This window comes from Gemmatimonadaceae bacterium (assembly GCA_035633115.1).
In the GTDB taxonomy this organism is placed as follows: Bacteria; Gemmatimonadota; Gemmatimonadetes; order Gemmatimonadales; family Gemmatimonadaceae; genus UBA4720.
Genome location: DASQFN010000115.1, coordinates 28,763 through 48,927, shown reverse-complemented (window position 1 = coordinate 48,927; position 20,165 = coordinate 28,763). Strand labels below are relative to the sequence as shown.

The 20,165-nt window shown below is 62.4% G+C and carries 24 protein-coding genes; 7 read left to right on the top strand and 17 right to left on the bottom strand.

Going from position 1 to position 20,165, the window contains the following annotated elements; translation table 11 throughout:
* Positions 1-218: hypothetical protein (locus tag VES88_17830; GenBank protein HYN83343.1), on the top strand; the 218-nt coding region annotated here is incomplete at its 5' end.
* Positions 219-594: 376 nt separating this feature from the next.
* On the opposite strand, the gene VES88_17825 is transcribed toward VES88_17830, so the two are convergent.
* The 3 genes from VES88_17825 to VES88_17815 form a co-directional block, all read right to left on the bottom strand.
* Positions 595-1,068, bottom strand: coding sequence for a hypothetical protein (locus VES88_17825; protein ID HYN83342.1), 474 nt, complete (start codon positions 1,066-1,068; stop codon positions 595-597).
* Positions 1,069-1,452: 384 nt separating this feature from the next.
* Complete coding sequence (locus VES88_17820) at positions 1,453-1,746, bottom strand: hypothetical protein (GenBank protein HYN83341.1); 294 nt, start codon at positions 1,744-1,746, stop codon at positions 1,453-1,455.
* Between the two features lie 196 nt (positions 1,747-1,942).
* The gene (locus VES88_17815) at positions 1,943-4,645 is read right to left on the bottom strand and encodes a DUF5916 domain-containing protein (GenBank protein HYN83340.1); all 2,703 of its coding nucleotides are present in this window, start codon (positions 4,643-4,645) and stop codon (positions 1,943-1,945) included.
* Between the two features lie 126 nt (positions 4,646-4,771).
* Between VES88_17815 and VES88_17810 the strand changes: the two genes are divergently transcribed.
* Positions 4,772-5,752 (top strand): FAD-dependent oxidoreductase, encoded by a 981-nt coding sequence (locus tag VES88_17810; protein ID HYN83339.1) that lies wholly within the window; start codon positions 4,772-4,774, stop codon positions 5,750-5,752.
* A gap of 7 nt (positions 5,753-5,759) precedes the next feature.
* Here VES88_17810 and VES88_17805 read toward each other — a convergent pair whose 3' ends face one another.
* The 4 genes from VES88_17805 to VES88_17790 form a co-directional block, all read right to left on the bottom strand.
* A complete protein-coding gene (locus tag VES88_17805) occupies positions 5,760-6,125 on the bottom strand; it encodes a hypothetical protein (protein ID HYN83338.1) in 366 nt (121 codons plus the stop codon).
* A 225-nt stretch (positions 6,126-6,350) separates the two neighbouring features.
* The gene (locus VES88_17800) at positions 6,351-7,199 is read right to left on the bottom strand and encodes a PDZ domain-containing protein (GenBank protein ID HYN83337.1); all 849 of its coding nucleotides are present in this window, start codon (positions 7,197-7,199) and stop codon (positions 6,351-6,353) included.
* Between the two features lie 23 nt (positions 7,200-7,222).
* Positions 7,223-7,912: a hypothetical protein gene (locus VES88_17795; protein HYN83336.1), complete on the bottom strand. Its 690-nt coding sequence runs from the start codon at positions 7,910-7,912 to the stop codon at positions 7,223-7,225.
* Entirely contained in the window at positions 7,896-8,468 is a 573-nt protein-coding gene (locus tag VES88_17790) for an RNA polymerase sigma factor (GenBank protein HYN83335.1), read from the bottom strand. The genes VES88_17795 and VES88_17790 overlap by 17 nt, the downstream gene beginning before the upstream one ends.
* Positions 8,469-8,793: 325 nt before the next feature.
* Here VES88_17790 and VES88_17785 point away from each other — a divergent pair, with 325 nt between their 5' ends.
* Together VES88_17785 and VES88_17780 are read left to right on the top strand one after the other, a co-directional pair.
* Complete coding sequence (locus VES88_17785; protein HYN83334.1) at positions 8,794-10,254, top strand: serine hydrolase; 1,461 nt, start codon at positions 8,794-8,796, stop codon at positions 10,252-10,254.
* A gap of 206 nt (positions 10,255-10,460) precedes the next feature.
* Positions 10,461-10,787 (top strand): metal-sulfur cluster assembly factor, encoded by a 327-nt coding sequence (locus tag VES88_17780; GenBank protein HYN83333.1) that lies wholly within the window; start codon positions 10,461-10,463, stop codon positions 10,785-10,787.
* Positions 10,788-10,811: 24 nt separating this feature from the next.
* Here VES88_17780 and VES88_17775 read toward each other — a convergent pair whose 3' ends face one another.
* Positions 10,812-11,966 (bottom strand): HRDC domain-containing protein, encoded by a 1,155-nt coding sequence (locus tag VES88_17775; protein HYN83332.1) that lies wholly within the window; start codon positions 11,964-11,966, stop codon positions 10,812-10,814.
* A gap of 49 nt (positions 11,967-12,015) precedes the next feature.
* Between VES88_17775 and VES88_17770 the strand changes: the two genes are divergently transcribed.
* From VES88_17770 to VES88_17760, 3 genes are read left to right on the top strand one after another with little or no spacing between them, the layout of a single operon-like run.
* Positions 12,016-13,020 carry a pyridoxal-phosphate dependent enzyme gene (locus VES88_17770; GenBank protein HYN83331.1) on the top strand — a complete coding sequence of 335 codons (1,005 nt, stop codon included), beginning with the start codon at positions 12,016-12,018 and terminating at the stop codon, positions 13,018-13,020.
* A 27-nt stretch (positions 13,021-13,047) separates the two neighbouring features.
* Positions 13,048-13,443, top strand: a complete 396-nt coding sequence (locus tag VES88_17765) for a thioesterase family protein (protein ID HYN83330.1) — start codon at positions 13,048-13,050, stop codon at positions 13,441-13,443.
* Positions 13,413-14,066, top strand: coding sequence for an isoprenylcysteine carboxylmethyltransferase family protein (locus tag VES88_17760; protein ID HYN83329.1), 654 nt, complete (start codon positions 13,413-13,415; stop codon positions 14,064-14,066). Before VES88_17765 ends, VES88_17760 begins: the two co-directional genes overlap by 31 nt.
* A gap of 24 nt (positions 14,067-14,090) precedes the next feature.
* Here VES88_17760 and VES88_17755 read toward each other — a convergent pair whose 3' ends face one another.
* The 9 genes from VES88_17755 to VES88_17715 all read right to left on the bottom strand — a co-directional run bounded on the left by VES88_17755 (position 14,091) and on the right by VES88_17715 (position 20,108).
* Positions 14,091-14,354 (bottom strand): ferredoxin family protein, encoded by a 264-nt coding sequence (locus VES88_17755; protein ID HYN83328.1) that lies wholly within the window; start codon positions 14,352-14,354, stop codon positions 14,091-14,093.
* 99 nt (positions 14,355-14,453) lie between these two features.
* Positions 14,454-14,768, bottom strand: a complete 315-nt coding sequence (locus VES88_17750) for a hypothetical protein (protein ID HYN83327.1) — start codon at positions 14,766-14,768, stop codon at positions 14,454-14,456.
* Between the two features lie 57 nt (positions 14,769-14,825).
* The gene (locus VES88_17745; GenBank protein HYN83326.1) at positions 14,826-15,284 is read right to left on the bottom strand and encodes an SRPBCC domain-containing protein; all 459 of its coding nucleotides are present in this window, start codon (positions 15,282-15,284) and stop codon (positions 14,826-14,828) included.
* An 89-nt stretch (positions 15,285-15,373) separates the two neighbouring features.
* A complete protein-coding gene (gene yhbY / locus VES88_17740; protein ID HYN83325.1) occupies positions 15,374-15,673 on the bottom strand; it encodes a ribosome assembly RNA-binding protein YhbY in 300 nt (99 codons plus the stop codon).
* Positions 15,670-16,101 (bottom strand): M23 family metallopeptidase, encoded by a 432-nt coding sequence (locus VES88_17735; protein ID HYN83324.1) that lies wholly within the window; start codon positions 16,099-16,101, stop codon positions 15,670-15,672. The genes yhbY and VES88_17735 overlap by 4 nt, the downstream gene beginning before the upstream one ends.
* The gene (locus VES88_17730) at positions 16,092-16,472 is read right to left on the bottom strand and encodes a type II toxin-antitoxin system VapC family toxin (GenBank protein ID HYN83323.1); all 381 of its coding nucleotides are present in this window, start codon (positions 16,470-16,472) and stop codon (positions 16,092-16,094) included. The genes VES88_17735 and VES88_17730 overlap by 10 nt, the downstream gene beginning before the upstream one ends.
* Positions 16,465-16,710: a type II toxin-antitoxin system prevent-host-death family antitoxin gene (locus VES88_17725; GenBank protein HYN83322.1), complete on the bottom strand. Its 246-nt coding sequence runs from the start codon at positions 16,708-16,710 to the stop codon at positions 16,465-16,467. Before VES88_17725 ends, VES88_17730 begins: the two co-directional genes overlap by 8 nt.
* A 61-nt stretch (positions 16,711-16,771) precedes the next feature.
* Positions 16,772-17,674, bottom strand: a complete 903-nt coding sequence (locus tag VES88_17720; protein HYN83321.1) for an aldo/keto reductase — start codon at positions 17,672-17,674, stop codon at positions 16,772-16,774.
* Positions 17,675-17,756: 82 nt separating this feature from the next.
* The gene (locus VES88_17715; GenBank protein HYN83320.1) at positions 17,757-20,108 is read right to left on the bottom strand and encodes a protein kinase; all 2,352 of its coding nucleotides are present in this window, start codon (positions 20,106-20,108) and stop codon (positions 17,757-17,759) included.
* Positions 20,109-20,165: the final 57 nt, after the last annotated feature.

Below are 20,165 nucleotides of genomic sequence, written 5' to 3'. Positions count from 1 at the left end.
TGCACCCGGCGTTCCGGCTGTTCCAGTTGCGCCCGGATCACCCGTCGCACCTGTGGGACCAGTCGCTCCGGTTGCACCCGGCGTTCCGGCTGTTCCAGTTGCTCCAGTTGCACCCGGCGTTCCGGCTGTTCCAGTGGCGCCCGGATCACCCGTCGCACCTGTTGCGCCCGGCGCTCCCGGTGCACCTGGTGCTCCAGTCGCTCCGGTCGCTCCCGTAACTCCGCCCGCACCCTCAGCCCCGTTCGTGTCGTCAAAGTGGAAAAGCAGGTGAGCAGGGCTCGCGCACTTAGTAGGCGCGCCCGAGAAAGTCCGGCCCGGCTGCCCTGCCGGAGGATTTATAACGTAGACCGAACCGCTGGGCGTGTAGCACGCCCATATCGTGCTGGTCGTCGGCGGCGTCGTGCTCGACTGCGCCCGACCGGTACTCGGCAGCATCCCTACCAATACCAATCCGGCTACCGAAGCAGCGGCCACCAACAGTGAGCGCCGAGTGGTCCCGGCCGTACCAGCCAACGAGTTGCCTTGCATCAGATTTCTCCTGGGTGAGCGCGCGCTGCGCTCCGACGTCATTGAATCAATAGGGATATTCATCGCTTACTTACCGATTGCCTTGAGCTCTGCATCCGTCTGATCGAGCGACACCTCGATGGGTCCGATCTCCAGCTCGTCGATTGCGTCGAGTGACGTACGGATGTCCCGCGCCTTCGTCACATTGGCTCGCGCGGCAGTGTAGTCGCCCGACACCAGTTGACTGGCGAGATCCTTCAGCGTGGCCTGCATCTCGTTGCGCTTGCCCGCGCTGTTGATCGACGACAGAACCCAGCTGGTTGCGTCTAGAAGCGACAGACCGATCATTCCAAGCGGCGTCGTCTGCGCGACTGCGAGGGCGGGGCCGGACAGATCGAGCTCGTCCGCCGCGTCCGGGGCTGTCGCGTCCTGACAGGCAAAAAGCCCGACGACACCGCCAATCGCGATGACTCGAGCTTTGCGAGATACACTACGCGTGGTCCACGTAGTCTCTCCGGTAGCACGTCGAGTTTGCTGACTTCCAACCGATGAGCGTTGCATTGAAGCTCCTTTGCGTACGCTCTTTTCCGAGCGAAAAGAGGGTGACGAAACTGCTTGATGAGTCTGCGACAATCGATCATTGCACCACGTGACTAGCAGACGTGGCGCGGGTACTTATAAACTGGTCCAGTAGTTTACGGAGGGCTCGTGTTATCCACACATGGGATAAACAGCCTATTTTGTGACGACCGCCGAGCTCAGTCGTCCGTGCGTTTCTGTGCGATACCGTACCTTTGGGAGTACCAAACGGCTTGCAACAGAGGCACCGAGAACACGGAGAAATCAGAACGCCGCGCCAGACATCGATGCGGCGTTTTTTTTCCTTTGGCTAACTCATTGTGGCGCTTAAAGCTCCGACCGCGCGTAGCCTTGCCTGCCCCGCCTCTATCCAGGGCCGAAGAAATGGAGTCCGACTATCAGCCCACCGAGTGAAACGACGTTCCCTACCCAGAAGAGGAACATCCACTTGATAAGGTCGGCGCGCATGTCAGCCATCTCGGTCCTGAGCCCCGCGAGGCCGCTATCGAGATGTGCCTTGAATCGCTCCCAGTTCAACTCGTTGGTCTCTTTCAATTGCGTCTGGTAGGTTGCGTCCACAGCGTTGAACCAATCCACGAGCTCGCCGGCGATATCATCGCCCAACCGCTCGTAGAACTTTCGTGAGAGTTTTGCCGTCACGGGCACTCGAACTCCAGGTGGAAACCGAGTGCAGTCAATCCATAGATACCCTCGGCAGCGTCATCCCCGCAATGCCCGGCCAATCAGTTTTCCGCCCTGAGAACGTAGTCAGTCCGCAGTCCGCAGTCCGCAGTAGGTCCGGGCTCCTCAGTTAGTCCGCGATCCGCATCAGCGGTTGGTCCGCACTCGCAGCCACCTAGCGTCCAATCCAATAAGTAGCCTTCACGAGGAAAACGTTCGTAGGGACCGTATCGAAGATGTCGCCGACATCCCTCCCGAGATCGAAGTCCCCAATTGGCTCGAACCCGCTGCGCTGCTGCTGCCACACCACGAACAACGCCGAGCCCGGACGATACTCCCACCTGAGCACCGCGTTCCCGCGCAGGTTCCTCACATTGAAGTTCGGATCCGCGAACGTGAACGCCGAAGCTGCATCCGCGCCGTCTGGATCGACGGTGTACGTCCCGAATCCGTCGCGCGCGATGGTCCCCCTGTCCCTTCCATATACCGCGAAGTCGTACGTCTTCGGCGTCGGGAACTCCTTGAACTTCGAGTAGCGGCCGGCCGAGACGAACGGCTGTGCGTAGACCTGAAGACTGAGCAGCGGGGTGAACGTCCAGTCGACGCGCGTGTCCATCGAAAGCGTCGTCTGATTCAGGTTTGCGAAAACGTAGCGGCGACCGTAGGTGCTCGTCGCAAACGCGTCACTCACGCTCCGCACGAATTGCCCGGTGCTCTTCGTTCCGCTCAGCACGGGGCCCAGGCTCAGACTCAGCGACGATGCTGGCCGCATGTTGACCGTGACCTGCAGATACCTCGAGTCGCCCCCTGATTCATCCCGCCTGTATTCGGTGTAGCCGTTGAGCCAGATCGGCTTACGATTGTCGCTTCCGCCGTTGATGCTGAAGTTCCAGCTCGACGGCATCTGCGCGAGCGGACCGCCACGCGTGAACCTGTCGCTCTCGACCGACGGGCTGATGCCCCCCTGAAACCCCAAGTTCCAGAGATTCAGAAATGTCACGTAGGCTCCCCCGTTGAGAGCATTGAAGATCTGGTTTCCTCCGAAGTTCCACGTGTGGTTCGTGTACCCGTAGTACCCGTAGTTCCGGAAGCGCTTGCTGGCGGTGAGGGACTGGTAGCCGTACAGGGTGGAGAGAGCGCGATAATCAACGCGTCCGTGAAAGCCCATGTCGTTGAGCTCGAGGCCCGGGCTCACCTGCTTGACAGCGAGCGAGCTGTACCACGCTCCGTTCTTCGCCAGCGCGATCTCGGCGATGTGTCCATCGAGCGACGTGCGCTGGGGATCGTACTCGACGTAGTCGGCGTCGGGCCGCTGATAGTAGTGCGAGCTGTTGAGCTGCGTCGACGCAATAGACTGCGCGCTTCCCGCGACGTGACTGCTCGCGACGAAACCGCTCAGGACCCACTGTCTTCCGGTGTTTGCCGCCTGAAAGTCGAGACCACCGAAAGTGGCGCTCGACCGAAGCAGATTCTCGAACACGGCGTCGCCCACTTTTCGCACGGTGGACGTCAGCATTCCACCGACGACTGTAGCTCCCTTTCTGAAGTCGCGTTTCACCCGGCCCGCGAAATAGTTGGTGAAGGGCTCGACCGGCGTTGTGAATCGCTCACCCGGGTCGTCGCCGGGAACAGATAGCACGTCCGCGCGCTCCTCCGGCGTGATTGCATCGATGAGGCCGATCGTCCACGGCCCGTTCTTGCCCGTCACCTTGGCCGCCGCCGCAATCGTCGTCTGATCGGGCGCGCTGAAGAACGCCACGCCGGGACCGCCGGGGAATCGCTGAGGCTGACGTCCGATGCGCCGCGAGTAGAAATAACGCTGACTTCCGTAATCGTTGTGCGTGACGATCTGGCCGAACGAGAAAACGTCGGAGCCCTCGAGGAAGAACGGCCGCTTCTCCGGAAAGAACGTCTCGAACGCCGAGAGATTCACGACCGACGGGTCTACCTCGACCTGGCCGAAATCGGGATTCACGGTCGCCGTCAGGGTCAGACCCTTGGGCAGACCATAACGAAGGTCGGCGCCGACCGACGGCGTCAGATCTGTCTTGTTGAAGAACGGATTGGCTGGATTGCCCGGCGCTCGCGTGACGCGCGTGCTGGCGTATGGCACGAACTCGAGGCGCTGCGGCGTCGGAATATCAACGAGCCCCGCCAGATCCCCGAAGCGTGAAACGAATCCGCGACCGTCGGGCACCCACGGATTCCATGTGTCACGCTCCTGCCGGCGCGCGACGTCGCGCTGCAACTGCAACCCCCACACGCGCTCCCCGCTCGCATTTCCGAATCGGAGCTGCGACAGCGGAATGCGATACTCGGCGACCCAGCCGAGTGAGTCGACCCTTACGCCGACATCCCAGACAGCGTCCCAGTTCAGATCTTCCTGGTTGTCGTTCGACATGTATACGTCCTTCTTCACGCCCAGCGGATTGACGGTGAAGCGAAAGGCGGTGCGCCTGTCGTAATACGAATCGACTACGACGTGCGCCCAGTCGGAGTAGATCCCGCTGGCGTCCCGACGGGCGAGCTGCGCGGCGATCTCCTTTGGATTCTGATCGAACATTCTCATGCCGACGTAAAGCGCAGCGTCGTCGTAGAGAATTCTGACTTCAGTTTGATCCGGCGCTCGCTCGTTCGCCTTGGGAAACGACTGAATGAAGTCGCCGGTTGGCCTGGCCGACTGCCAGGCAGGCTCGTCGAGCTTCCCGTCCAGCGTGATTTCTCCACTGCGTCGCGCGGCAGTCGCGACTCTCCGCTGCGACGTGTCGGGCGCGGCTGCCGGAGCGGGCGGAGCAGCGGGAGGAGTTTGCGCGGTCAGCGACGAAGGGAGCGCTGAGAGGGAAACGAAGGCGAACGAACTGACGAGGCTCAGGCGCATATCGAACTCCGGGTCGTATCAAGATTGGACAAACGGCGCTCGGGATTGGTTTATCTGGACCCATTCAGTTCGCGCGTCGTGAGTTTCCCGTATTTCTGTTCTGTGTTATCCCGTCGCATTGCCGCGATGACAGTTCAGACTACAGGACTCTATTTTGCACCAGCGCCGGTCATGACTGTAGTGACCACACCAGATTCTTACACGTATGATGTAGCTGTAATCGGCGGCGGACCGGCCGGGCTTTCCGCGGCGCTATGGCTCGCGCGCTACATGCACTCGGTCGTCCTCGTGGATTCAGGCGAGCCGCGCAACTGGGAGACCCGCGGCATCAACGGATTCCTCGGCGCACACGGCATCCGGTCGCCCGAGCTCCGCAAGCGCGGGCGCACCGACGCCGAGAAGTACGGTGCTGTATTGATCGACGATACTGTCGATACGGTGAAGGAGATCGACGACGACTGCTATCGCCTTCAGCTGAAGAGCGGAAAATCAATCGAAGCGCGGCGACTGTTGCTTGCGATCGGCATCAAGGACCACTGGCCGCCCATCCCCGGTCTCGAGGACTGCTACGGCGAGACGGCGCACGTCTGTCCCGACTGCGACGGATACGAGACGCACGGACGGAAGACCGTCGTCGTCGGAACCGGACGTAAGGCTGTGGGCATGGCGCTCGCGCTCACCACGTGGACGGAGAAGATCGTCATCTGCACGAATGGGGAGCCCGCGGCGATCAACGCCGAGTATCTCGCGCAGCTCAAGAACCTCAACATTCCGACGCTCGAGCAGAAGATCACCTGCATCAAGTCGAATAACGGGGAGATCACCTGCCTCGAGCTCGCCGGGGGGATGTCACTCGACTGCGACCGTCTCTACTTCGCGATCGGACAGTACCCCGCGGACGACATCGGCAAGCAGCTGGGCTGCACGCGCGATGAGGATGGCCTGATTGAAGTGAAGGAGAACAATCGCACGTCGGTGAAGAATGTCTACGCGGCCGGGGACATCACGCCGGGCCCGCAGCTGGCGATCGCAGCAGCTGCGAGTGGCGCTGTTGCTGCGCTTGCCATCCACCATTCACTTGTGCCGGAGTCGCGGCGGCTCGACTAAGCCGATTTTAATTCGGGCCGAAAACCGCCATCGCGACGATCAGTCCGCCGAGCGTGACGACGGTTCCCGTCCAGTAGACGAACATCCATTTGAGAAGGTCGGCGCGCATCGCTGCCATTTCACCGCGCAGCTCCGAGCGCATTGCTTGCATTTCACCCCGCAGCTCCGCGCGCATTGCTTGCATTTCACCGTCAAGCGCGGAACGCGTGGCATCTAGCTGGGCCTTGAATCGCTCCCAGTTCAGCTCGTTGATGTGTCGCAGCTGCTGCTGGTATGTAGCGTCCACCGCGTTGAACCAGTCCACGAGCTCACCGGCAATGTCATCGCCCAGCCGCTCGTAGAATTTGCGTGAAAGTTTTGCCGTAACAGGCACTCGGACTCCCAATGGAAACCGAGTGCATGTAACGCATAGATACGCTCGGCAGCGCCATCCTGGCAACCGCCAAGCAATCGGTTTTCGGCGGAAGGCTCCTGATAGCCAGTCAGGGAACGGCATACCCAATGACCCACTTTGCCGCCGGGAGTCATTGGGCAGTTCCTGATGCCGGGCGCCTTGAAAGCCTGACGCCTGATAGCTCGCCCTATTCTTCTTGTGTTTTTACCAGCGCAGCGTGATCGTCTGAGGCTTTTTGTTCCGGATGATCTCAAGCCTCAGCGAGCTGCCGTTCGATTCCCTGAACGCCCGGATGAGCTCGCCCGGATCGCCGATTGCCAGCGATCCGGCCTTGACGATGACGTCGCCCGGACGGAGGCCCGATTCCTTCGCCGGCGTGCCCACCGCGACGTTGATCACGAACACTCCGGGCGTCTCCACTCCGGCCAGTGCGCCGAGTCCGGGGTTGAGCTCCGTGAGCTCGGCGCCGGCCAAAGCGAGGATTCTCGGTCCGCCCAGGACGATCGACGGCATTGCCGCGATCGGCGTGACCGGCGCGGCCGCAGCTCTTGCCGCGACCTCGGCTGCCGGCCGCGGGCGTCGGAGAAGAACTTGCGACCCGGGGCCGCTGCCCAGCGGCTGCGATGGCGAGAGCGCCGGGCCGAAGATCGTGACCTCGTACGATTCCCTGCTGCCGCGCGGACGGGGCGCAACGGTGAGCGTCACCTCGCGCACGGCGTTCCGTCTGAACCGGAAGACGATCCTCTTTCCCGGCTGCACCATACTCGCGACAGGAAGCGGGCTCTTTCGAAGATCCTGCGAGTTCATCGCCAGGATCGTGTCACCCGCGGACAGTCCGGCACGCTCGGCGGGAGAGTTCGGCTCGATGGATTCGATCACCGGATAATCGGCGAAGACCATCGCGCCGTTGTGGTCGGTTGTGCCGACTCCAGTTGTGTACGCAACGCCCACCCATCCGCGCGACGCTTCACGCTGCGCGTGCGCCGCTCGCGGTATCATCGCCGCGAGCACGATGAGCGCAAGTGAGATTCGCATTATCGTTGTTCTGTTCATCCGTCCAATCCGCCTAATCGTTTTCAAAAACGGTTCAGCTTCGCGCCCGCCGGAAGCGTGGTGCCGAGCTGCCTCAGTGTCGCCTCGCGCGCGCCCACCGTTGCGAGGTAGTACTGGTTGATCACCGGATCGTGCGGCGCTTCGTTCAACGCCGAGCGCATCTCGCTCATCACGTTGTCGAGCGCGGCGAGCCGCGTGCGGTACGTGTCGGGATTCGTCGGCAGCGGAACCTCGGTATTGCTGGCCGAGAGATACGCGGAAGCGCGCTGGTACTCTTCGCCGGCGCGGTTGAGAACCTCCCACGCTTCCTCGGGCGAGCGGAATTCCGGAGCGTTGCTCGCGACCGCAGCGCTCGCGGTTTGTCCAGGCGCTGGCGTCTGTGCGGAAGCCGATGCCTTCGGTGCAGACGAGGCAGCGGTTTGCGCTGACTGGGCCGGCGTGGTCTCGCTCGATGACGCGGGAGCGGTGACGCGTCCGATTGCAGCTCCACCGGCAACGAGCAGCAGCGCCGCCGCGGCCTGCATCCAGGTGCGGGTGGTGAACCGTGGGCCGCCGCCCCCGCCCCCGCCGCCGCCGCCGAATGCCGGAGCCTTGATGAGTCCCTCTGCGCGCAGTCGATCCGCGAGAGAGTCCCAGTCGGTGAGTGGAGGAGCGCCACGCTCGCGCTCGCGAGCAACGAGTTCGTCCAGTTCGTTTTCAGATAGGGGCAGCATGTGTTCTTCCTACGCCGGCATTTGATTCGTCCACGAGGTGCGCCAGCAGCCGGCGAAGCTTGGCGCGCGCCTTGAAAAGCTGTGATTTCGATCCGCCCGACGTGATGCCGAGCTCCTTTCCAATCTCGTCGTGCGTGTAGCCTTCGATGTCGTGCAGCACGAAAACCATTCTCGCGCCAGGCGAGAGCTGCGTCATCGCCTTCTCGATCGACTCCGCGAGGAAGGTCCTGTCGCTGTCGCCCTCGACGAATGCGCTGTCGTCCTCGATCTCGGTCTCGATCTTCGCGAGCCGCTTCACCTTTCTGAGCGCGTTCAGAGTGCGATTCACGGCGATCCTGTGCGCCCACGTTCCGAACTGCGACTCGCCGCGATACCCGGGAAGCGCGCGAAATATCTGGATCCAGACTTCCTGCGCGATGTCTGCGGCGATGTCGTGGTCGCCGCAGAGGCGGCGCACGACAGCATCGATGTGCGGCGAATGCCGCAGCCAAAGCTGCCGCATCGCGCGCTCATCGCCGTTCATGGCGCGTTTCAGCTCGAGTTCGTCGGTCTGCATCCCGTCTGGAAGTTTAGTCACCGGCAAATGTCAGAGAGTTGTCGCCTTTCGTACGGTTGTCGGAGCCCTCGTTTCCGGGCCGGCATCTGTGAGCTGGCCGGCTCACAGATGTATGGGCCCCAACGGGTTGGTACGCTGGCACACGAAAAAAACAGGGGCGAAAATTGCAATTGTTCATTACTATGGCGGTGGGGTGACGGGGCCGGGGATGGGTCGTCACCTCTAGGGAAGGTGCTGGTGCGCCGTTTCGGCAGCTTAAGCCGGGGTTCCTGATGGAACTCTGCCATGGCGCATTGCGTACCTACATTGCAGGAAGGAGTACGAAGTGCTGAGAGTCATTGTCACCGTCCTTACGCTGGTCGGTAAGGAAGGTCTTCCGGTCAAAGCACCGGACGCGGTCGGGATGTCATCCTCCCGCCTCGAAGCCATCGATCGTGTCGTCCAGCGCGGTATTAGTGCTGGAGGGTACCCAGGTGCGTCCGTGGTAGTCGGGCGCAAGGGCGCGACCGTCTGGGAAAAAGGCTTCGGCAAGCTCTCATGGTCCCCCGTCAGCAGCAACGTCGACGCGGACAAGACCATCTACGACATCGCCTCTCTGTCCAAAGTCGTCGGCACAACGACGGCGATCATGATCCTTCACGACGAGAAGAAGGTCGATCTCGACGCTCCCGTCTTCCGCTATCTCCCCGCCTTCTCGGGCGGCATCAAGGATCAGGTGACCGTGCGTGAGCTGCTCACTCACCGTTCCGGTCTCCCCGCGGGGCGAGATCTGTGGCGGGTTGCGCACAGTCCGCAGATGGCGCGCGACATGGTGCTCGCCACCGAGCTCAAGCACGTGCCCGGCACTGCTTACGTGTATTCCGACCTCGGCGCCGACGTGCTCGGCATGATCGTCGAGAAAGTCTCGGGCGAGCGGCTCGATCACTTCCTCGAGCGGCGCGTCTTCGGCCCGCTCGGGATGCGCGACACGTTCTACCGTCCCGCCGATTCAGTGCGCTATCGCATTGCGCCCACCGAAGTGACTCCGCCGCGCGGATATCCGCTGAAGGGCGAAGTGCACGACGAGAACGCTTATGCGCTCGGCGGGATCGCAGGTCACGCGGGACTGTTCAGCACCGCGGCTGATCTTTCGATCTTCGCGCAGATGATGTTGAGCGGCGGCACATACGACGGAGTTCACATTCTGTCGGAGCCGACAGTCGCACTGTTTACGCGTCGCACGGCCGGACATCGCGCACTCGGCTGGGACACGGCCGATGGCGAAGACGGCTCGGGACAATATCTCACGCAGCGCGCATACGGACACACGGGGTTCACGGGGACGTCGATCTGGATCGATCCCGACCGCGAGATGTTCGTCATCCTCCTGACGAATCGCGTTCACGCCGCAAAGGCGCGCCATCCCGGAAAGATCATCATGGACGTGCGTGCCGACCTGTCTGACGCAGCGGTGCTGGCGGTTGTGGACGGGCCGACGCCGTTGCTCGCGATGCCCAGCGCGTTCCGCAGCGACCGCGAGATAGGCTGGAACACGGTGGTCAGGCCGGTGCGGTGCTCGGCGCTCAAGTCCCGCCGAGGGAAGTCGACTCGCGCGAGCCGCAAGCGTGCGCGTGTGAGCTGCGCGCTGGCGAGCCGCCGCGCGGCGTCGTCGAAGTCGGCGAAGAGCCGGAGCGCGAAAGCGCGGGCCGCGGCGCTCAAGAAGAAGAAGGCTGCCAGCTCGGCCAAGCGCTCTTCGAACAAGAGCGCGGTCGCGAAGAAAACCTCGGCCAGGTCGAAGCGGAAGTAGCGCCGGCCGGCAAAGCCAAGGTTCTACAAAGAGAAACACGGGTGCCCGGCAACAGGAGCCGAGGCTTGAAGGGGTCAGGCGAGGTGCGAGAGATCCCTGAAACCTCACCTGCGGCCTCGCGGCCTGGATTCCTGGACGCTCTCACCCGTGATTCTCTCTGTAGATCTGATGGACCACGCCACGCGCAGGGGCCGCTATCTTAAGGTATGTCCGATCAGCCAGTTCCTACCGCTCCCGTCGTCAGTGAGGATCAGGTGAAGCTCGCCCTTCGCCGGGTGAAGGACCCCGAGCTCGACCTGAACATCATGGACATCGGCCTTGTCTATTCGATCGCGGTTGAAGGGCCGAAGGTCAAAGTCGACATGACTCTGACCTCGCCGGGCTGCCCCTCCGGCCCCGAGATCATGGGCGACGCTCAGCGCGAGATCGAAAGTCTTCCGGGAGTGGAGTCCGCCGACATTAATCTGGTGTGGACTCCGTTCTGGACGCCCGAGAAAATGGAGCCGAGAGTGAGGGCGTACCTCGGGTTTTAGTCTTTTGGTTTTAGTCTTTGGCTCTTAGAGGCTTCTGGTTTGCTTCAGCGCCGAGACGAATTCCTCCCCCATCTCCGCGATCTGCCAGCGTCTCAACCCGGGAACGTCCTCTAAATCCTTCACCTTCTCGGGCTTCGCGCGGACTATCGCCTCCAGTCGCTCACGCGAGCATAAGACTCCCGGGTCGAGAAGCAGCCGCGTTGCCGCCGCGTCACGAACGGTCTTGAGTTTCGTGACCTTCGCCTCGAAATCCTCCTCGCGCTCCCACTTCGCCGCGCGCGGAAACTTCGGCAAATGCTCCTCCGCTACTTCCAACCCGCGCTTCACCGCGGAGAGAATCGCCGCGCCGCCGCGCTCGAGAATTCCGCGCGGCATTCCCTTGAGACCCGCGAGCTGCTTCGCGTCGCGCGGCGCCGTGCGCGCAATGTCGAGCAGCACTTCGTTTCCCATCACCCTGAACGTCGCGCGGTCGAGCTCGCGCGCGACACTGTCGCGCCACGGCACCAGCTCCCGGAGCAGCGCGAGCTCGCGCCGCGTCAGATCGCGCGCGCCCTTGATCCTCAAGAAACTCTGGCCGTTGTCTTCGGGGTCCCATTTCGTTCCCTCGAGCCGCTCGAACTCCTCCCTCGCCCACTCCAGCCGGCCGAGCTTCTCGAGTCGGGATAGCAGCTCGTCGCGCAGGTCGAGGAGGTGCCGCGTGTCCTGCGCCGCGTAATCCAGCATCCCCTGCGTGAGAGGCCGCAGCGACCAGTCGGCACGCTGGTGCTTCTTTTCGAGCTTCACGCCGAAAAAATCCTCGAGCAGCGCCGCCAGCCCGAACGATTTGATGCCGAGGAGCTGGGCGGCAATCCGCGTGTCGAAGATGTTCCTTACGTGCCAGCCATAATCCTGGTGCAGAAGTCGCAGGTCATAATCGGCGTCATGAAAGACGACCTCGACGGCCGGGTCCTCGAGCATCTCGCCCAGCCTGGCGGGGGCGCCGATGGGGATCGGGTCGATTACCGCGCTCCGTTCTCGCGTTGTGATCTGGAGGAGGTAAATTCGATCGATGAACCGATGGAAGCTCGCTCCCTCGGTGTCGAGCGCGATTTCGCGCACTCCGGAAATGTCGTCGAGAAAGAGCTCGACCTGCTGCGGAGTGTCGAGATACAGGAGCGATTCGGTGTCCGTCGCCTTCATTCAGCCAATCTAGCGAATACCATTAGAGGCGTGCAGACGGACTGAAAGCGTGCAGACCGACGAAATTGTCACAGGGACGCATTCGCTTGGCGACGACATCCCGCTCTACCGGCGCTTCCCCGCCCTTCGAGCGCTGCCCCGGGTATCGCTGTGCACGCCACCCTCTCCGGTGCACGAGATCGAGGGAATTCCCGACGCGACGCAACTCTGGGTCAAGCGCGACGACTTCAATGCTCCCGTGCTCGGCGGCAACAAAGTTCGCGGACTCGAGTTTCTCCTCGGCGAGGTAAGGCCGGGAGACACGGTCCTGACCCTGGGCGGAGCGGGGTCGACACACGTCCTCTGTACGGCGATTCACGCGCGAAGAATCGGCGCCGAGACGATGGCGATGAGATGGCGGCACGACATGAACTCGATGGCCGATACAATCTCGGATAAGCTGGCGCGCGAGCTGACAGAGACGAGAGTCGGTGCTACGCCAATCGGGGCGATCGTGCGGTGCGGATACGTGCGACTCACGCGCAACGTGCACTTCATTCCCGTCGGCGGAACTTCGCCGCTTGGCGCGCTCGGTCACGTGAATGCGGGTCTCGAGCTCGCAGCGCAGCTGAAACAGGGCGATCTCCCCACGCCGGCGAATATCGTGTTGCCGGTAGGCACTGGCGGAACGATGGCGGGCATTGCACTCGGCCTCGCGATCGCGGGACTGGACATTCCGGTGGTCGGTGCGCGCGTTGGCCCGAGGATATTCGTGAATCTTCCGAAGGTGCGGCGCACGGCGCGCGACGTCGCGCGGCTGATCTCGGGGATAACCGGAGAGACTGTGCCGATGCCGAACAACATGCACATCACTCACCGCGTTTACGGAGGCGCGTACGGGCGACCGCTTGCGGCAGGAACGGCGGCGGCGGATCTGCTCGAGCGGGTGTCCGGCATCAAGCTCGACGCCACGTACAGTGCAAAAGCGTTCGTCGCTGCGCTCGATCTTGCACGGATGAAAAAAGGGCCGACGCTGTTCTGGTTAACCTTCGACGCTCGCTGCCTCACTGATTGAAACCGACCGGCAAACCAGCAACTGGAAATGGCTGACGAGCTGACGATCCACATCTATCCGAGCGACTGCGACAGCGCGGGGCATGTCAATCACGCTTACATGCTGATGCTTCTGGAGCGTGCGCGATGGGCGGCGCTCGAGAAGCACATGACGTTCGAGGATTACGTGACGCGCTCGCTCACTGCAGTCGTGCGGCACATCGACGCGTCGTACAGCGGCAGCGCGCGGCCGGGTGACGAATTCCGTACTCGCACCGGACTTGTCTCGATTGGCAATACGAGCTTCACCGTGAAGCAGACCGCGCACAACCAGCGCGACGAGCTCATCTGCGAAGCGACCGTCGTTTACGTGACGCTGGGTTCCGATGGGCGACCCGCTCGCGTTCCGGAACATTGGCGGTCGATCTTCCTGCCCTGGGATTGATGGCCAACCTCGAGCGCACCGCTGTCGAGGAGGTAAGCGACCTCGAGGCCACGCTTCCCGCGCGGCTCGGCGGCTGGCTGTTCCGGAATCGCGGGTGGCTTCCGCTGGTTTTTCTCGGGATTCCTCTGCTCGCCCCGGGCACCCCGTCGCCCAATCGCTGGATCATCGGCGGAATTCTGATTGTTGCGGGCGAAGCATTCCGCTTGGCGGGTGTCGCCGCAGCGGGAACGACGACGCGCCGCCGCTCGCGCAACGTGCAGCGACTCGTCACGCACGGGCCGTTCGCGTGGAGCCGCAATCCTCTCTACAACGGGAATTTTCTGGTGTGGGTAGGATTTGTCGTTCTCTCGGGGGTGCTCTGGTTTCTGCCGTTAGCGATGCTTCTCTTTGCGGCCGAGTACAGCCTGATCGTGCGGTACGAGGAAGGTGTGCTGGAGACGACGTTCGGCCGAGCGTACCTGGAGTACAGGCTGAAGACGCCGAGGTGGGTGCCGAGTCGGCCGGAGGAGCCGGTGCCCGGGGAGCTGAACTGGCGCGAGGCGTTCAGGAGTGAGATCAGCACTTTCCTTGTGTATCTCGTGCTTGTTCTGGCGTTCGTTGTGAAGGATCGCTTCGTCGGCTAACTACAACTGAATAGTTGTAGTTCGCTATCGGTTCGGTCGCCCGGGCGGGTTTTCACTCTTGAAGACGTCGCGATTGATCTGCACGAACTGTTTCATGTTCGCGGGCACGTCCTCTTCCGGGAAAATCGCGGTCACCGGGCACTCGGGCTCGCACGCTCCGCAGTCGATGCACTCGTCGGGGTGGATGTAGAGCTGCTCCGGACCCTCGTAAATGCAATCAACGGGACAGACGTCGACACACGCTCTGTCCTTTGTATTGACGCAGGCTTCGGTGATTACGTAGGGCATTGGGTCTCAGTGTCTTTCGGCGGGCGGCGGGCGGGTAGTGCGAAAAATAGACCGGGCAGTATGAATAGCAACCCGCGCCCGGGAGGGGGTATTTCGTCGCTAGGTGAAGGTGACGAATCCCATCCAGACGGCGATGATGATGACCACCAGGACGGCCGTGGTGGTAAGCGCAACTCGCCGGCGGGTGCGGAGAACGGCTGCCCAGACTTCCTCGTCGAGGTACATGATGCCGGGCTGAGGCTCGCGGATCACGGCGCGCCGCTGAAGCCGTCTCACAGGCCAGCTGTCCTCGAGTCCGAGATCCGCCAGCGACTTCGCGGAAGTGGGGTCGGTGGCGCCGCCGCGACGAAAATCGTCAACGACCTCCCGCTCCCTTCGCCTGATGACCGCCGCAATCGCGGGGGGTGCTGTCATTGGTCTCCTCCTTCGGTTGCGACGTCGCTTCGTTGTGAAGCGCGCAGCGTTGAGCGCTCAGCGTTCAGCGGGCAGCGTGTCGTCCTCGGTTTTCTTGGCCTCGTGCGGCGTGCCAGTTCCTGTCTCGAGATAGGACTTCAAGCTGGCAAGGTAGCGTGCCCAGTCGTAACTGCATTGTGCGAGAATTCCGTCGCTGAATTCCCAGCCGCGGTGCGCAAACCGTAAGAGAGTCCCACCCTTGCGCGAAGACAGCGCAAAGATCAGGTCGGTGTTGCACCACTCGGCGTGTCCCGCGAGACAGTGCCAGCGAACGAAATTGGGCTTGTCGAGTGCGACGACGCGCATGTCGAACACCATCGACCGTCCGTTGAAACCGAACTCCGCGATGCTGCCCATCTTTGGCTCGGCTTTGACGTCTGTCGTCCACCAGCTCGCGAGACCGCGCTGCTCGGTGATCGCGTCGAAAGTAGCGGGCGGCGGCACGTCGATGACGAGCTGATGAAGAATCTCTGGCATCCAATACGCCCTGGACGAATGAACCCATTATGCGGGACATTCTTGCCAGCGGCAACATTGTAGGACGAAGCTGGAACGACAACGGCCCCCTACCGCTTCCAGGGCGGCAAGTCGCCTTTCTCGAGATCGGGATTCTCCCGATAGAACGTCGCCGTGTGACCGATCACCTGGACGACTTCCGACTTCGTCGCCAGGGCGAGTGCCGCTGCTGCATCCTTTGCTTTCACGTCGGCGTTTTTTCCGAGCTTCACCTTCACGAGCTCGTGCGTGCGCAGCGTGTCGTCGAGCGATGTGATCAACGTTGCCGAAAGTCCTTCCTTGCCGACGTGGACGAGCGGACTGAGATGATGTGCTTCACTTCTCAGCTCGGCGCGCTCGCGTCCTTTCATAGCAGGGCCTCGCCTCTCTTCTTCATGAACGCTCTCACGTCAACCGGCGTGCCGTTCGACCAGTCGCGCAGCCCGAGGTCGAGCCGCATCGCCTGAAAATGCAGATGCGGTGTGTCCGGCGGAGCATTGCCGGTTGTCCCAACGTATCCGATGACGTACCCCTGCTCGACTTCGAGTCCCTCGGTGATTGTCGTAGAGTAGTACGCCGTGTGGGCGTAGTAGTAGACGTACCGCTCCTCCTGATCGATGAGATAAGCCGTGAGTCCGCCGAGTGAATTCTGTCGCAGGCGAAGCACCCTGCCGGCGATCGCGGCAACGACTGCCGTCTCGCGGGGAGCAAGGATGTCGGTGGCAAGATGAAGGCGCGCTTCCCCCCTCATCTGGACGTCGGCTTCGAGCTTCTGCGGGATGGTGGCAGTTACGTCCACAGGATGGCCTGACCGTAGGGCTCGAAGCGTCTATCGTGCGTGACGATCACGAGGCGCTCGACCTTGGCCTGCGCGAGCAGCATGCGATCGAACGGGTCAGCGTGATGTGACGGGAGAAACTCGACGGCTTGAGCGTGCTGGAATGAAATCGGCAGCTCGATGAATCCACTTTGCTGCGTCCCGTCCGCGAATGATTGAGGAAGTCTGACTCTTCCAAGGGCCGACTTGATCGCGATCTCCCATGCCGAGGCGGCGCTGACGAAGACGAGTGATGCTGCAGCGATGGCTTCGCGCGCTGTGAGGGTCAGGCGTTCGTCGTTCCCGCGCCACCAGAGAACGACGTGGGTGTCGAGCAGCAGCTGATCACTCATTCTTGCCTTCGAACGCGTCCGCGATTTCGGGCGGGAGCGGGGCGTCGAAATCGTCCGAGATCCAGAGGCGGCCTTCCCATCCTCCGGGCGCGCGGGGCTGCGCGAGTTTGGTGATCGGGACGAGGCGGGCTTTGGGCTCGTCGCCTTTGGCGATGATGAACTCCTCGCCTCGCGATGCGCGCTCGACAAGATCGGAGAGGTGCGTCTTCGCGTCGTACAGTTTAATGATTTTGGTCATGTTGACCAATCTAACAGCTTTATTTAGATGGTCAACTTGACCTAATGGCTAGAAACAAGGTTTAGAGAGTCGAGAAGTGACTTGCCATGCGAGCCCGCATGGGTGTGTCGGGCAGGCGCCCGACCCCGGCCCCCATGTTCTCTACCATGTGCGCGGGCTGCGACGTCGCGGGAATTGCGCACGTCACTGCCGGATGTGAAAAGACGAATTTGAGAAAGAATTGCGACCATGTCGTGCAGTCGAATTCGCGCGCCCATGCCGGAAGCGCTTTCCCTCGAACCCTGTCGAAAAGCTCTCCTCCATCCAGCGGTCGGTTAATGATGACTGCCATTCTTCGTTCGCGCGCCAGCGGCAGGATGCGATTCTCGACGGAGCGGTCCGCGAGGTTGTAGGTGATTTGCACGAAGTCGAGCGGCTCGCGCAGCATGATGCGCTCGAGCTCGTCGTGCCGCCTGCCGTGCGACGTCGTGACGCCGATGTAGCGCACGCGACCGCTCGCTTTAAATTCCTTGAGCGTCTGGAGATGGCCTTCCCAGTCGACGAGGTTGTGCACCTGGAGCAGGTCGAACTTCGGGACGCGCCAGAGTTTCTGCGATGCCTCCATCTGCATCACGCCAAGGCGTCGGCCCGGTGTCCAGACTTTGGTTGCTGAGAAGAGCGGTGGCCGAGGTTTGATCTGAGGCAGGAGATCACCGACGACGAGCTCGGCTCTTCCGTACATGGGTGACGAATCGATGACTCGCCCGCCGCGGTTGAAGAAAGTCTGGAGGACGTCGCGCAGTGTCGCGCGGGTCGATTCGGACCGGCCGACGTCGAAGGTCAGCCAGGTGCCCATGCCGATGACGGGAATCCGTTCGCCGCTCGATGGAATCGGTCTGGTTATCGCGTCGAGTGCTTCGTCCTTTTTCAGCAGAGTTCCGGCCGCGAGAACTCCGACTAGTTCAACAAAGCGACGGCGTTCCATCTGGAGTCAGGCGGAAGGGGACCACGAAAACACGGGAGTACACGAAGTTTCCTTTTTCGTTGAGCAATCCAAAGCATCCGATTCAAGCGGGGAAGCGCATGCGCCGCAGCAGGTCCTGAAAGCGCGGTTCGGAGCGCAGCGAATCGAACCACGGCCACGCGTGAATCTCGACGAGCCAATAATCCCGTTTGGCATAGCCCTGCTCGAGCCAGCCCAGTGCCTGCTCCTTGTCTGACAGTGCTGCGTAAAGGCTCGCCACGTCGAACGCCGATGCAAGATCTTTCGTCGCCTTCGCCTCGAGATCCTTCAGGATCTTGACCGCTTCCGCTTTCCGCCCCGCTCTCGCGTAACTGCAACCGAGCATGGCGAGATAATGCGAGCTGGGTTCGGCAGACCCTGCAATTGACCGCTCCAGCTCCTTCACCGCCTCCGCCGAGCGTCCCTGCGCGAGGTGCAGCTCTCCGAGATTGTGGTGGGTCAGCACGTGGTTGGGGTCGATCCTCAAGGTCTTCCGAAGCTGCTCCTCCGCCTGACCGTACCGTCTGGCGTGCAGATAAACCTGTCCGATGTACGCGTTGACGGGGACGGAGAGCGGATCGAGCTCCCGCGCTTTTTCGAGCTCACGCAGAGCGTCCTCGAAGCGTCCCGTAAACGAAAGCGTCCGCCCGTACATCTGATGGGCCGAGGCGGAGCTTGGGTTGAGCTCGATCGCACGCCGCAACTCCCTTTCCGAAGCTGCCCAATCCCAGTCGGAGCGCAATTTCCAGAGACCCATCGAGACGTGAGCGTCCGCGAGTGTTTCATCCAACGCAAGCGCTTTCGCGAGCGCTCCCGCGGCTGCGTCACGCGCCTCACGCTGGGGCATGCCGCCCTGTTCCCCGAGCCACATGTAAGCGTCCGCGAGCGCGGCGTAGGTCGGCGCATAGCTGGGATCGTGGTCGAGTGCCTCGAGAAAGCTCTCGACGGCCTGCCTGTTCCGCTCGAGCGTGCGCTGGTTCCACTGGTGGCGGCCCAGCACGTAAAGCTCGTAGGCCTTGGGATTCACTGCTCGGCGCACGGCTAAACGCTGCGCCTCGGGCGGAGTGAGACTTACCTTGATCTGATTGGCGATCTCGCGCGCAACTTCGCTATGCAGGGCAAGCACGCCGCGCAGCTCCCGATCGAACGTCTGTCCCCACACGTGCCGGTCGCTCCGGCCATCGACGAGCTTGACTGTGATGCGTACCTGGTCGCCCTCGCGCAGCGCGGAGCCTTCGATCACTCCGTCGACATTCAGCTCGTTGGCCACGTCCGACAGCGGCTTTTCAGTCTTCCGGTACCGCAGCGTCGAAGTTCGGGAAATGACCTTGAGGGCGCTGATCTTCGACAATTCAGCGATCAACGCTTCCTGCATTCCTTCGACGAAATAATCCTGCCGGGAGTCTCCGCCGAGATTCGTCAGCGGCAGAACGGCCAGCGACTCGATGCGCGCGGACCCCACGCCGAGGCGCGGCGCGAGCCACCATCCTCCGAATCCAAGAATCCCGAGGACAGCGGCGGCGAGCACGGAGATGCTGCGACGCCGGCGAGCTCGAACTGGCGCAGCAGTCTCGACGGTCTTTTCGCCCTGCTCCAGCGCTTCCGCCAGCTCGCCCGCGGTGCGAAACCGATCCGCCGGCGTTTTGGCCAGCGCGCGCAGCACTACCGCTTCCAGAGCGGCGGGTATTGTGTGCCGTATGGTGCGCAGCGGCGGCACTGGATCAATCGCGTGCCGTGCGAGCAGGGCCTGAGCAGTCCGGCCGGTAAAGGGTGGCTGTCCGGCGAGCATTTCATATAGGACGCAGCCAAGAGCGTAGACGTCGCTGCGCGCGTCGAGCTCGCGGTCTCCCGCCGCTTGCTCGGGACTCATGTACGCGGGAGTTCCAATCGCGATGCCGGTCTGGGTCAACTGGTCGCCGCCGGCTACGCCGACCGCGCGCGCGATTCCGAAGTCCGTCACAACCGGCTGGCCGGCGGCGAACAGAATGTTCTCCGGCTTGATGTCGCGATGCACGATGCCCTGACCGTGCGCGTAGCTGAGCGCACCGGCCACCGATCGGCCGATTGCAACAGTGTCCGGTATCGAGAGCTGTTTCTCGCGCTGGATCCGGCTCCGCAGCGATTCGCCCTCGACGAACGGCATGACGTAGTAGAGGAATCCGCCGCTCTCGCCGGAGTCGAACAGCGGGAGGATGTGAGGGTGGCTGAGGCGGGACGCGATTTCGATCTCGCGGAGAAAGCGCGTGTGGCCGAGGCCTGCGGCGAGGTCGGGATCCAGCACCTTGATCGCCACCTGGCGATGGTGCTTCAGGTCCTCCGCGACGTAGACGGTGGCCATTCCGCCGCGGCCGACCTCACGCTCGATGCGGTAACGCTCGCTGAGAGCGGTTCGGAGGTCCTCGAGCTCATTGGCCATGCTGTGCTATGCTACGTGAGCATCACGAATTGGCAAGCAGGCGAAGTGGCGGTTGCC